A 12,930-nucleotide genomic window follows, 5' to 3' on the forward strand; every position below is an offset into this window, starting at 1 on the left:
GGCGCGCTGGCCCATGTCGAGGAAGCCCGCTTCTACCCCGCGCTCCGAGCCCTCCGCACCCTGCTGCCAACCGAGGAGCGCCTGCTCAACCCCGACGGTGACGGGGGCGACGCCGCGCGCGGGACCGCTGGCGGGCCCGCCGCCGGAACGCACGCGGCCGAGTGACGGGCAGCCTCGCGGAAGCTGCGCGCCGCCTCGAGCGAATTGCGAGCCGACCGGATCAGTCGGCGACATCAAAACCGCGACGTGGCGGCGGCGCGGAGCGGCGGACCCGACGCAGTCGGGTCGAACGCCGCTCCAGGAGGGCGCCGATCAGTCGGCGTCGACCTTCTCCGCCTGCGCCGCGGCGTCCACGCCGAGCGCCTCGCCCAGCCGACGGAACGCGTCCGACGCTCCGTCGGGGCTGTTCGAGGCGACGAAGGCCTCGAGGGCCTCCCGCGCCGCCACGGCCGCGTCTGCCTCCGGATCGGCGCCCGCCGCGTAGAGCCCGGTGCGGATCATCGGCTCGATGTCCTCGTAGGCGGCGATGCGGCGGCGGGCGAGGGCGATGAGGGCGTTCTCCGGCTCGCTGGCTGCGTCGGGCAGCGAGCGCGAGACGGAGCGGCGCACGTCGACGGCCGGGAAGCGGCCCCGCTCGGCGATGGCGCGGTCGAGCACCAGATGACCGTCCAGCACGCCGCGCGTGATGTCGGCGACCGGCTCCTCCATGTCGGAGCCGGCGACAAGGACGCTGTAGATCGCCGTGATGTCGCCCTGCGCGCCATGGCCCGGCCCCGCGCGCTCCACGAGCTGCGCGATGGCGTGGGCGGTCGAGGGCGGATAGGCGCGCAGCGACGGCGCCTCGCCGGCGGCGAGCGCGACCTCGCGGTGCGCCTCCGCGAAGCGCGTCACCGAATCGATCAGGAGCAGCACATGCAGGCCCTGGTCGCGGAAGCTCTCGGCCACCGCGGTCGCGAGCCACGCCGCCTGCCGCTTGGCGAGCGGCGCCTGGTCGGACGTCGCGGCGACCACCACGGCGCGCTTCATGCCGTCGGGCCCTAGGCCGCGCTCGACGAAGTCGCGCACCTCGCGGCCGCGCTCGCCGATGAGGCCGACCACGACGACGTCCGCCGCCACGCCGCGCGCAAGCTTGCCAAGCAGCGTCGACTTGCCGACGCCGGAGCCCGCGAAGAGGCCGACGCGCTGTCCGCGCACCAGCGGCAGAAGCGTGTCGAAGGCGCTGAGGCCTGTGTCGAGGCGCGATCCCAGTCCGCGGCGCAGGGCCGGCGGCGGCGGCGCGCGGCGCAGTGGGGCGGGGCGCAGCCCCTCGTCGAGCGGCGCGCCGTCGAGCGGCGCGCCGAACGCGTCGACCACGCGCCCGATCCAGGCGGGGCAGGGGCGCACGCCGGCCTGCGGCTCGAGCCAGGCGCGGTCGCCGACGGCGACGCCCTCCCCGGTGCCGAACCACATCGCCCGGGCGCCCTCGCCGTCGACGGCGACGATCTCGGCGAGAACCTCGGGGCGCCCTTCCGGCGCGATTCGCACCCGGTCGCCCCGCCTGCCGGAGCGACCGAGGCCGCGCAGCCGCAGGGCCGCGCTGTCCACCGCCGCCACCTCGCCCCAGCGCCGCACGGGGCGCAGCGCGGAAATCCGCGCCGTCAGCCCGTCGAGGCCGCGCGCATCCTGCGCGCTCGCCGACGTCCCATCCATCTTTTCCGCCCGTAAATCGCCGCGATGCCGTTCGCGGACACGTTTGAGTAACCGCTTCGGGCTTAACCAGCGGTTGCGAAGCGAGGGGAGAACCCTGAATGAACGACATCGCGATTCTCAAGATGGCCGACGCCATGGCCCGCCATGCGGCGGGACGCCATGCGCTTGTCGCGCGCAACATCGCCAACGCCGATACGCCCGGCTACGCCGCGCAGGATCTCAAGCCCTTCGAGGCGGTGGTCCGGGAGCGGGAGGCGCTTCGGTCCACGCGACCGTCCCATCTGGCCGGCGGCGCGACCGTCCGGCTCGATCCGCACATGGAGACCGCGCCCGACGCGGCCAGCCCCAACGGCAACACCGTGTCGCTGCCCGACCAGGTGGCCCGCGGCTCGCAGGCCATGGGCGCGCACGACCGCGCGCTCGCGATCTACGGCAAGACCATGGACATCCTGCGCGCCGGCCTCGGCCGGCGCTGACCAGAAAGGCTGAGGGATGGTTGATTTCAGCGACGTGCAGAAGGTGGCCAGCTCGGGGATGCAGGCGCAGAGCCAGCGCCTCCGGGTTATCGCCGAGAACATTGCAAACGCGGATACGCCGGGTTTCCGGCGCAAGATGCTCGCCTTCGGCGTGGAGCGCGGGACGGGCGGCGTGGCGGTGGACGCCATGGCGTTCGACAACGCCGAGCTGCCGAAGGTCTACGACCCCTCGCACCCGATGGCGGACGCCGAAGGATACTACGAGGGCTCTTCGGTCCGCCTCATGGTCGAGGTGGCCGACGCGCGCGAGGCGCAGCGCAGCTACGAAGCCAACCTGCGCATCTTCGACCAGACCCGACGCATGTCCGCGTCGGTGCTAGATCTCATCAAACGGTGACCAGGATGGACATCCGCTCAGCCCTTGCGGGGCAACTCTACACTGACATCAAGCCGGCGGCGCGGGCGGAGCCCTCGCTGCGCGGCGCGAAGCTCGACTTCGGCCAGGCGCTGCGCGACAGCGCCATGGAGACGCTGCAGGGCATCCGCCAGGCCGAGCGCACGACCATCGCCGGCATCTCCGGCAAGGCCGACGCCCAGTCCGTGGTGCAGGCGCTCGCCGCCACCGAGCTCGCGGTCGAGACGGCCACGACGGTGCGCGACAAGGTCGTGGAGGCCTACAACGAAATCCTCCGCATGCCGGTCTGACGCGCCATGAGCGAGGGCGACATTCTCGATCTCATGCGTGAGATGCTGTGGACGACCCTTATCATGGCGAGCCCCATCCTCATGGTGGCGCTCGTGGTCGGCGTAGTGATCGGCCTGCTGCAGGCCCTGACGTCGGTGCAGGAGATGACGCTGACCTTCGTGCCGAAGCTCGCCGCGATCGCCGTCACCTTCTGGATCACCATGGGCACCACGGGGCGGCTCCTGGTGGAGTTCTACCAGCTGCGGATCCTCAGCCTCGTGGCCGGGGGCTGAGATGGCGCGCCGGGGAGCAGCGGCGGCTTCGGGCCTCTACGGCGCTCTCGCGCCGCTGAAGGTTCTGGCGGCGCTTGCCTGCCTCGCGGCCTTCGCGCCGGCCTCGGCAGGGGCCGGCGGCCTGCTGCGTCGCGCGGCCGCGCCCGATCCCGCGGCGACATGCATCGCGGAGGCCGACCGCGCCGCCGACAAGAATGGCGTGCCGCGCGCGGTGATGCGCGCCATCACCCGCACCGAGACCGGGCGCGCCGTCGACGGCGCGCTCCAGCCCTGGCCCTGGACCGTGAACATGGAGGGCGTGGGCCGCTGGTTCGACGACCTCGACGCGGCCCTGGCCTATGTCGCGCGGGAGCAGGCGCGCGGCGCGACGAGTTTCGACGTGGGCTGCTTCCAGCTCAACCACCGCTGGCACGGTCAGGCCTTCGCCTCCGTGCGGGCGATGTTCGACCCGGCGGCGAACGCGGACTATGCGGCCCGCTTCCTGGTGGAGAACCATGCCGAGACCGGCGACTGGACGCTCGCCGCCGGGCTCTACCACTCCCGGACGCCGGAGTTTCGCGACCGGTACGCGGCGCGCTTCGCGCATATCCTCGCGCGGGGCGAGGGCGCGGCCGGGCCTGTCGACACGGCGCGCGCCGAGGCGCCCGGGGAACGCGCGGGCCGCCGCGCGCCGTCGCTCTGGCGGGCCGCCGATCCGCCGCCGCGGACGGCCGGCGGCGTCGCGCTGGTCGCGCTTCGCGGCGGGCTCTCGCCCCTTCGCGCCGCGCGGGGGGGCCTGATCAACTGAGGCGACGCCCCCTCGCGCAGAAGCGCGGGGGACCGTTTGACGTGGAGCCGAGTAGAAACGATGGCCGACCCCGCAGAAAGCGCCGCAGGTCTGACGCCGCCGCGGCTGTCCATGGACATGCTGCGCCAGCCCACGGTGTTCCTCGCCGTCGCGCTGATGGCGGTGATCGCGATGATGGTGCTGCCGATGCCGGCGTTCCTGCTGGACATCGGTCTCGCGGCGTCGTTCGCGCTCGCCATCCTGATCTTCACCACCACGCTGTTCATCCAGCGCCCGCTCGACTTCTCGTCGTTCCCGACGCTGCTGCTGGCGGGGCTGATGCTGCGGCTCAGCCTCAACGTCTCCTCCACCAAGCTCATCATCGGCCAGGGCCACACCGGCACCGACGCGGCCGGCTCGGTGATCGAGGGTTTCGCGATGTTCGTGATGGGCGGCGACGTCCTGCTCGGCCTCGTGGTGTTCGGCGTGCTGCTGATCGTCAACTTCATCGTCATCACCAAGGGCGCGGGCCGCATGGCGGAGGTCGGCGCCCGTTTCGCGCTCGACGCCATGCCCGGCAAGCAGCTCGCGATCGACAGCGACATGGCGGCCGGCGCCATCAGCCATGAGGAGGCGCGCGAGCGGCGCAAGACCGAGCAGGAGGAGACGACCTTCTTCGGCTCGCTCGACGGCGCCTCGAAGTTCGTGAAGGGCGACGCCGTCGCCGGCCTGCTCATCACCCTGCTGAACCTCGTAGTAGGTCTGGCGATGGGCGTGATCGTCCACGGCATGAACGTCGGCGACGCCTTCACGACCTACGCCATCCTGACCGTGGGCGACGGGCTGGTCAGCCAGATCCCGGCCGTCATCATCTCAATCGCCACGGCGCTGCTGCTCTCGAAGGGCGGGGTGCTGGGGTCCGCCGACAAGGCGCTGAGCGCCCAGCTCGGCGCCTATCCGCTGGCGCTCGCGACGGTGGCCGGGCTGATGGCGCTGTTCGCCTTCGTGCCGGGACTGCCGTTCCTGCCCTTCATGATCGGCGCCGCGACGCTCGGCGCCGCCGCATGGCTCGCCTATCGCGAGGTGCAGGCGAAGGCCGCCCGGCCGGAGCAGGCGGAGGCGGACGCCGCGCCGGCGAAGCGCACGATCGGCGACACGCTCGACCTCGACGAGATCCATGTCCAGTTCGCGCCCGATCTCGTCGCCTCGGTGATGGACGCCGCGACCGGTCTCGACGCCCGGATCGCCAACATCCGCAATCACATCGCCTCGACCTTCGGACTCGTGATCCCGGAGATCCGCCTGACCGACGAGCCGACGCTGCCGGAAGGCGCCTACGCCATCCGCATCCACGGCGTCGAGGTCGCCCGCAGCATCCTGCGGCCGGACAAGGTTCTGGCGCTGCTGTCGGAGACCATGCCGCTCGCCGCCGCCGGCGAGGACGTCAAGGAGCCGGTCTACGGCGCGCCGGCGCGCTGGATCTCCGAGGTCGACCGCGAGGAGGCGGCGCTGACCGGCATGGCGGTCGTCGGCCCGGTGGAGGTGGTCGCGACGCATCTGCTCGAGACGCTGAAGGAGAATTTCGGCCGGCTGATGACCCGACGCGTGCTGCGCCGCCTGCTCGACGGCTTCGTGCAGGTCTCCGACCCCGTCCGCGCCGAGGCCAACAAGCGCATCCTCGACGAATTCGTGCCCGACAAGGTGCCGGTGGAGCTGCTCCAGTCGGTGCTGCGGCTGCTGCTCGAGGAGCAGGTCTCGGTGCGCAACCTGCCGCTCATTCTCGAGGCGATCGCCGAGGGCCGTTCGCTGGGGCAGGCCGACGTGGTCGCCGAGCATGTCCGCCGCCGCCTCGGCTTCCAGCTCGTCGCCGAGCTGCGCGACGAGGACGGCGCGCTGCCGCTGGTGCAGCTCGGCGCCGAGTGGGAGACGCTGTTCCAGCGCTACGAACTGCCGATGGAGGGCGGCGGCGCCGACGTCGCCCTGCCGCCGGAGGACTTCAACCGCCTCGCAAGAACCGTGGGCGAGAAGCTGGCGGAGGCCGCGCGCCTGGGCCGGCGGGCGGTGGTGGCGACGTCGGCGCGGCGTCGACGCTTCGTGCGCGGCGTCCTCCAGGCCAAGGGTCTGCCGACGCCCGTGATGAGCTACGAGGAGATCGGAGCCGACGCGCGCCCGGCGCTCGTCGGCGTCGCCTGAGAGGGGACCGCGATGGACTTCCTCGCGCCGCTCGCTCCCTTCCTCGCGCTTGGCGGCGACGCCGCGCTCGCCGCGCTCGCCGTCTTCGCGCGCGTCGCCGCGGCGGTCGCCCTGCTGCCCGGCTTCGGCGAGCGGTCGCTGCCGTCGCGCGTCAAGCTCGGGGCCGCGATCGCCTTCACCATGGTCGTGTTTCCCATGGCCGACGCGCCGGGAGACCTCGGCCGGACGGGGGTCGCGGAGTACGGCCTGATCGTCATCGCGGAGGCCGCCGCCGGCGTCATTCTCGGCCTGTCGGTGCGCCTGATGATCATGGCGCTGCAGACGGCCGGCTCGATCGCGTCGCAGAGCGTCTCTGTCAGCCAGATGTTCGGCGCGGGCATGACTGCCGAGCCGCAGCCCGCCTACTCCAACGTCCTCACCGTCGCGGGCATCGCGATGGCCTTCGCGCTGGGTCTGCCCGAATACGCCGCCTCCGCTATGATCGGGAGCTACGACTCGATCCCGTTCGGCGCCCTGCCGGTCAGCGCCGAACTCGCCGACTGGGGCGTGAGCCGGGTGGCTGGCGCCTTCGCCAGCGCGGTCGGCCTCGCCGCGCCCTTCATCGTCGCCGCCTTCGCCTACAACCTCGCGCTCGGCGCGATCAACCGCGCGATGCCGCAGCTGATGGTGGCCTTCGTGGGCGCGCCCGCCATCACCGCCGGCGCTATTCTGCTGATGGCGCTGGCCACGCCGCTGATGCTTCAGGTCTGGAGCAGCGCGTTCGTGGCCGTCATCTCCGCGCCCTATGCGCGGTAGGGGGAGCGCATGAGCGAAGGCGCCGACGAGGGCCAGGAAAAGAGTTTCGAGGCGACGCCGCAGAAGCTCCAGAAGGCGCGCGAGCAGGGCAATGTCGCCGTCAGCCAGGACGTTCACGCCGCGGCGGCCTATATCGGCATGATCGCGGCGCTCGTGGCCTTCGGCGCGGCGGCCGTGGCGGCGTTCGGCGCGGCGCTGACGCCGTTCATCGCCAGCGTCGATCGGCTCGAAGGGCGCATCCTCGGTCCGGGCGGCCTGATGCTGTCGGCCCTCATGGTCGCCACGGCCTGCGTCGCCGTGCTGCCGCTTTTCATCGGGCCGGCGCTGGGCGCGCTCGGCTCGCTGCTGGCGCAGCAGGCCGTCGTGGTCGCGCCGTCGAAGCTTGCGCCGAAGTTTTCGCGGCTTTCGCCGATCGAGACCGCGAAGAAGAAGTTCGGGCCCACCGGGCTGATGGAGTTCCTCAAGAGCGCGGTGAAGCTGTTCGTCATCGGCACGGTGACGTGGTTCTGGCTGGAGGGGCGGGCCGCCCAGATCATCGGGCTCGCCGCCGCCCCGCCGCGCGAGATCGGCGTGGCGCTGGGCGAGGCGATGCTCTCGCTGCTGACGATCGTCGCGATCGTGGCGGCGGCCATCGCGGCGATCGACATGGTCTGGCAGCGCTTCGACCATGCGCGCCAGCAGCGCATGACCTTCGAGGAGATGAAGAAGGAGAGCAAGGAAACCGAGGGCGACCCCGCGATGAAGCAGAAGCGTCGTGCGCGGGCCCAGGAGATCGCCTCCAACCGGATGCTCGCCGACGTGCCCAAGGCCGACGTCGTCATCGTCAACCCGACGCACTACGCCGTCGCCCTTAAATGGACGCGCGCGCCGGGCGAGGCGCCGGAGTGTGTCGCCAAGGGCGTCGACGAGATGGCGCGCAGGATTCGCGAACTCGCCGCCGAGGCGGGCGTGCCGATCCACCGCGACCCGCCCACGGCGCGCGCGCTCCACGCCGAGGTGGAGATCGGCAAACAGGTGCGCCCGGAGCACTACCGCGCCGTCGCCGCCGCCATCCGCTTCTCCGACCAGATGCGGGCGAAGGCGCGCCGCCGGAAGGGCGGCGGAGGCGATGCGGCGTGACGCCGAAGGCGCTCCGCACGCTCCAGCGCCTCGCCGCGCTCAAGGCGCAGCGCGCGCTCGGCGAACTCGCCGTCGCGCGGGCCCGCGCCGCGCAGGAGAGCGCCGTCGCGCGGGCCGCCGAGGCCGCCGCGGCGCGCTGCTTCGAGGCCGGCGAAGGAGGCCTCGGCGACGTCGTCCTGATGGGGGACGTGCGCGAAAAGCTGGAACGGCGCGCGCGGATCGCGCGGGCGGCGCATCTCGCGCTCGAACGTGAGGCGCAGGCCGTTGAGCGGCGCGCCGGCGCCGCCGTCGCGCGCGAACTGGGCGCAAAGGCGCTGTCCGACGCCGCCGCCGCCGAGGCCGCCGTGGTCGAGGCCCGGCGCGCCGAGCGCGGGGAGGGCGTGCTCGCGGCGCTGCGGCCCCGCTCCCCCGCCGGCGGCTAGAGCGTCTTCCGAGCTGACTGAGGCGGCGGAGAGAGGAGAGCCGCTCTAGAACAGCTCCGACGGCAGCATCACCACGACCCGTCCCGGAAAGTCGGCGTCTTCCTCCAGGCCCGCGCCATGGGCGTCGAGCACGCTGCGCAGCAGCGCCCCGCCAAGCTCCCAGCCGCCAACGGGCGACGACGGCCGCATGGCGGCGTCGAGGCCCGGCGCGACGGCCGGCGTCGCCTCCACCACGATGCGGTCGCCTTGCTCCGCGTCGACGCATACCCGCAGGGTCGGCCGGCTGTCGGGCGCGCGGCCGGCGAGCGCCTTCTCCATCATCACGCGCAGCGCGAAACGCAGGCCCTCCGGTGAGCCGCGCACGACCGGTAGCGCCTCGATCTCCACCGCCGCCCCGGCCTCCTCGATCGTCGCCGCGCAGGCGACGGCGGCGGCGCGCGCGGCGTCGGCCAGATCGACGCGGCGGAAGGTCTCGCCGGCGCCCCCGGCGCCCGTCTTGCTCCGGGCGAAAGCCATCAGATCGCGCACATGCCCCTGCAGCCGCGCCGCCAGCGCGGCCTGCTCCGCCAGCGCCGTCGCGTCCGCCCCGCCGCGCGCAGCCGTCGCGACGCCGTCCGCCAGCCAGCCGAGCGGCGCGATCAGTTCGTGACCGGCGGCCAGCGCGATCTCCTCGAGGTCGCGGCGCGCGCGCGCGAGCGCCTCGGTGCGCCGTCGCAGCGTGTCCTCCGCCTGCCGCCGCGCCGTCGCGTCGCGCCCGACCGCGGCGATGCGCGCCCCGCCGGCCATGGGCCTCAGCGCCAGCGTCAGATCGTAGGTCGAGCCGTCCCGCCGCAGGGCGAAAGTCTCGAGCCGCACTTCTCCCGTTGCGCCGTCGCGCAGCGGGGCCAGCGCCGCCTCGAACTCGGCGGCGTCGAACTCCGGCAGGAGGCTTGCGTAATGCCTGCCGCGCAGGGCGTCCTCCTCGTAGTTGAGGTTGCGCAGCGCGGCGGCGTTCGCACGATCCACGCAAAGGGTCTCGGCGTCCAGCACGACGACCTCGACCGGGCTGGAGCGAAGGATCTCCTCCGCCAGCGCGGCGTCGGCCGTCGCCTCGTCGAGCGGCTGGAAGGCGCCGACCAGCATCCCGCCCGGCGTCGGCGCGCCGACATCGCGCATCAGCGTCTCGGCGCCGTCCTCCGCGACGAAGCGGACCTCGGCGGACCACCGGCCCCCGCGCAGCCCGCGCGCCGCCAGCGCCTCGGCCCGCGCTCGCCGGCTCTGCGGCGTCATGCGCGCCTCGAACGCCTCGGTCGTCATCCGACCCCGCGGCAGCCCCAGGGCGGCCGAGAGCCTGTCGTCGGGCTCCACCCAGCCTTCGACGGGATCCTGAGCGTAGGAGCCGGCGAAAGCCATCTCGGCCAGCGCCGCCGCACGGGCCTGGGCGTCCCGGCGCGAGGCCTCCGCGATCGCGGCTTCCTCGGCGTCGCGCAGGTAGAGATACCAGCCGATCACCGCCGCGCCCTCGCGCGTCGGCCCGCCGGCGAGCGTGACGGTGCGCCAGTCGCCGCAGGCCTTGCGCAGCCGCGCCGAGAGCTCGAACCGCTGGGACGCCGCATGGGCGTCCCGCCATGCCGCGGCCACCCGCCCCCGGTCGTCGGGATGGATCGCCGCAAGCCATCGCTCGTCCGGCGCCGAGGCGGTCTCCTGCCCAGGCTCCGCCGCCTCCACCGTGAACGCGCGCCAGCGGTCCAGCCCGCCGATCAGAGCGCCGGACGCCGAGAAATGCAGCGAGACGGCGCCGACCCAGTCCAGCAGTTCGCGCAGTTCCGCGCCGCGCGCCCGCGCCTCGGCTTCCGCCTTCACGAGGCGGGAGACCTCGATCAGGCTGACCACCGCGCCGGTGACGAGCCGCCCGTCGCGCATCGGCGCGGCGCGGACGGTCCACACGGCGCCGTCGGCGGCCTCGCGCTCCTCCTCGACCATGTCGCCGGCCTCCATCACGCCCTCGAGCCAGCCGCTGAGGTCGAAGCCCCGCAGCGCGTGGGTGATGTGGTCGAGCCGCCGCCCCTCGTCGCCGGGCATCAGGTTGACCACCCGCGTCGCGGTCGGCGTGAAGCGGCGCACCCGCAGATCCCGATCCACGAACACCACGCCCACGCCGGTCGCCTGCAGCAGCGACGAGACGTCCTTTGTAAGTTGGGTGAGCTCCTCGTTCTTGCGCTCGTACTCGGCGTTGACGGTGTAGAGCTCCTCGTTGACGGAGTGCAGCTCCTCGTTGGTGGATTGCAGCTCCTCGTTCGAGGTCATCAGCTCCTCGTTGGTGGACTGCAGCTCCTCGTTGGAGGTTTCGAGCTGTTCGAGCATCGCCTGGAGGTTCTCGCGCTCCTGCCGCAGCGCGTCCTCGAGGTAGGCGATGCGCTCCTCGACGATGCGCTCGAGCGGTGCGCCCTGCGCGGCGGGCGGCGCCTCGGGCGTCGGGCCGAAGGCGACGAACACCTTGTCGGGCTGGCCGTCGGGCCCCGCGAGGGGATGGGCCGAGACGCGGGCGCCGGCCTCGCCGTCTCCGGCGCCGAAGCTCACGGGGTGTCCCGTGCGCAGCGCGCGGTCGATGGCGGTGGCGAGCGCGGCGCGAAGCTCCGGGCGCGTCAGTTTCACCGCGTCGCGCGTGAACGGCCCCGACTGCGGCGGCGCGAGATAGCGCTGCACGTCGCCGACGACATGCAGGAGTTCGCGCTCGCGCCCGACGAGCAGCCCCGGCGGCGCGAACAGCTCAAGCAGCGGCTGCAGCGCGATGGCCCCGTGGCCGCGTCCGGGCTGGGGCCCCGCGGCGACGACGCGGCGGCTGGGCGGCGGCTCGGGCCGGCGCGAGCCCGCGATCAGCTCGCCCATCGCCGCTGCATCGCGCCGGTCGGCGCCGCGCTTGCGAAAGAGCCGCCAGCGCGGGTCGACGGCGTCGAAGCGCCCGGTGTCCTCGCCGATCGACTCGCTCGGGCCAAGCAGCAGATAGCCGCTCTGCGCGAGGCTGAAGTGGAACAGCGACAGCGCCTTGTTCTGGGCCGACGCCTCCAGGTAGATCAGCGCGTTGCGGCAGCTGATGAGCTGCGTGTTGATGAAGGGCGGGTCGCGCAGCATGTTGTGCTGGGCGAACACGATCCCGCCGCGCAGGTCGGGCGAGACCTGCCAGGCGCCGTCCTCGGTCCGCGTGAAGAAGGCCTTGCGGCGCTCGGCCGAGACCGCCGCCATCTCCGCCTCGGTGTAGACGCCGGCCGCCGCGCGCTCCAGCGCGCCGGGACTGATGTCGGTCGCGAAGATCTGCACGCGCGGCTCGCGGCCGATGCGCTGGGCCGCCTCCCGCAGGATCATCGCGATCGAATACGCCTCCTGCCCGGTGCCGACCGCAGGCGTCCAGATGCGCACGGGGCGCTCCTCGGCCGCGGCGAGCAGTTCGGGCGCCACGATCTCGTCGAGCAGCGCGAAGGCCGGCGGGTCGCGGAAGAACTCGGTGACGACGATCAGCAGGTCCTCTGAGAGCGCGCGCACCTCGTCGGCGTCGCTCTCGAGGTCGGCGACGTAATCCTGCAGGGCGCTGACGCCGCGGTTCTGCATGCGCCGGGCGATGCGCCGCAAAATGGTCGTCTTCTTGTATTCGCTGAAGTCGACGTTTGAGCCGCCGAGCACCAGCTCCAGCACTCTCGCCACGCCGTCGGAGTGACCGGACACGATGGCGGGCGCGGTGTCCTCGGCGTCGAGCCGCGCCATGCGGGCGATGATCGCGCCGCCCATCGCCTGCGGGGCGAGCACGGCGTCGACGACGCCGGCCTCCGCCACGGCGCGCGGCATGCCGTCGAAGCGCGCCGTCTCAAGCGACTGGGCGATGATGTAGCCGCCGCCCGCGCGCAGGGCGCGCGCGCCGCGGGCGCCGTCGGCCCCGGTGCCGGACAGGATCACCGCGGTCGCGCGCCGGCCATAGGCGCGCGCCAGCGCTCCGAGGAAGAGGTCGATGGGCGCCGCCGGCGCTCCGTGCCCCTCGCGATCGGTGAGAAACAGCCGGCCGGACTGCACGATCATGTCCTTGCCAGGAGGAATCACGAACACGTTGTTCGCGGTCAGCGACTGGCCGTCCTCCACGACATGCACCGACATCGCGGTTCGCCGCGCGAGCAACTCGTCCATGATGCTCTTGAAGTCGGGCGACAGGTGCGTGATCACCACGAAGGCCGCGCCGGTGTTGGCCGGCAGGTGATCGAAGAGCTGTTCAAGCGCCTCCAGCCCGCCCGCCGACGCGCCGATGGCCACGACATGCTCCACCGCTTCCATTTCGGCAGGCGGCTGGGCGTTCATCGACGATCTTCTCCTGATCGGCCCCTCGCGGCCGGCGGCGCCGTCGCGATCATGACGTTGGTTTCGATCCCGCACCATAAAAACATGTGCGCTCCGCGGTCAAAGGCTTCACAACCGGCGCGGGCGCCGTCCGGTTCGCGGCGCCCTTGGCTTGAGCGTGATAAGGAGACGC

General features: G+C 72.9%; 11 protein-coding genes. 9 read left to right on the plus strand and 2 right to left on the minus strand.

Annotated features, from left to right (window positions below; translation table 11 throughout):
- Positions 1-312: 312 nt before the first annotated feature.
- On the minus strand, positions 313-1,689 hold the full coding sequence (locus tag BLW43_RS18260) for a FliI/YscN family ATPase (RefSeq protein WP_093255662.1): 1,377 nt from the start codon (positions 1,687-1,689) through the stop codon (positions 313-315).
- Between the two features lie 98 nt (positions 1,690-1,787).
- Between BLW43_RS18260 and BLW43_RS18265 the strand changes: the two genes are divergently transcribed.
- The 9 genes from BLW43_RS18265 to BLW43_RS18305 all read left to right on the plus strand — a co-directional run bounded on the left by BLW43_RS18265 (position 1,788) and on the right by BLW43_RS18305 (position 8,438).
- Positions 1,788-2,165, plus strand: coding sequence for a FlgB family protein (locus BLW43_RS18265; RefSeq protein ID WP_093255663.1), 378 nt, complete (start codon positions 1,788-1,790; stop codon positions 2,163-2,165).
- A gap of 16 nt (positions 2,166-2,181) precedes the next feature.
- On the plus strand, positions 2,182-2,562 hold the full coding sequence (gene flgC / locus BLW43_RS18270) for a flagellar basal body rod protein FlgC (protein ID WP_093255665.1): 381 nt from the start codon (positions 2,182-2,184) through the stop codon (positions 2,560-2,562).
- A gap of 5 nt (positions 2,563-2,567) precedes the next feature.
- On the plus strand, positions 2,568-2,870 hold the full coding sequence (fliE, locus tag BLW43_RS18275) for a flagellar hook-basal body complex protein FliE (protein ID WP_093255666.1): 303 nt from the start codon (positions 2,568-2,570) through the stop codon (positions 2,868-2,870).
- 6 nt (positions 2,871-2,876) lie between these two features.
- Positions 2,877-3,143 (plus strand): flagellar biosynthetic protein FliQ, encoded by a 267-nt coding sequence (locus BLW43_RS18280; RefSeq protein ID WP_093255668.1) that lies wholly within the window; start codon positions 2,877-2,879, stop codon positions 3,141-3,143.
- Between the two features lies 1 nt (position 3,144).
- Entirely contained in the window at positions 3,145-3,930 is a 786-nt protein-coding gene (locus tag BLW43_RS18285) for a lysozyme family protein (RefSeq protein ID WP_093255669.1), read from the plus strand.
- Positions 3,931-4,041: 111 nt separating this feature from the next.
- Positions 4,042-6,102 carry a flagellar biosynthesis protein FlhA gene (gene flhA, locus BLW43_RS18290; protein ID WP_093255735.1) on the plus strand — a complete coding sequence of 687 codons (2,061 nt, stop codon included), beginning with the start codon at positions 4,042-4,044 and terminating at the stop codon, positions 6,100-6,102.
- 12 nt (positions 6,103-6,114) lie between these two features.
- Positions 6,115-6,897, plus strand: a complete 783-nt coding sequence (locus BLW43_RS18295) for a flagellar biosynthetic protein FliR (RefSeq protein ID WP_093255671.1) — start codon at positions 6,115-6,117, stop codon at positions 6,895-6,897.
- Between the two features lie 9 nt (positions 6,898-6,906).
- On the plus strand, positions 6,907-8,016 hold the full coding sequence (locus BLW43_RS18300) for an EscU/YscU/HrcU family type III secretion system export apparatus switch protein (RefSeq protein WP_093255672.1): 1,110 nt from the start codon (positions 6,907-6,909) through the stop codon (positions 8,014-8,016).
- The gene (locus BLW43_RS18305) at positions 8,013-8,438 is read left to right on the plus strand and encodes a hypothetical protein (RefSeq protein ID WP_093255674.1); all 426 of its coding nucleotides are present in this window, start codon (positions 8,013-8,015) and stop codon (positions 8,436-8,438) included. Before BLW43_RS18300 ends, BLW43_RS18305 begins: the two co-directional genes overlap by 4 nt.
- Positions 8,439-8,483: 45 nt before the next feature.
- On the opposite strand, the gene BLW43_RS18310 is transcribed toward BLW43_RS18305, so the two are convergent.
- Complete coding sequence (locus BLW43_RS18310; RefSeq protein WP_175478992.1) at positions 8,484-12,758, minus strand: chemotaxis protein CheB; 4,275 nt, start codon at positions 12,756-12,758, stop codon at positions 8,484-8,486.
- Between the last annotated feature and the right edge of the window lie 172 nt (positions 12,759-12,930).

Origin of the sequence: Rubrimonas cliftonensis, assembly GCF_900107585.1 — a bacterium.
Lineage (GTDB): Bacteria > Pseudomonadota > Alphaproteobacteria > Rhodobacterales > Rhodobacteraceae > Rubrimonas > Rubrimonas cliftonensis.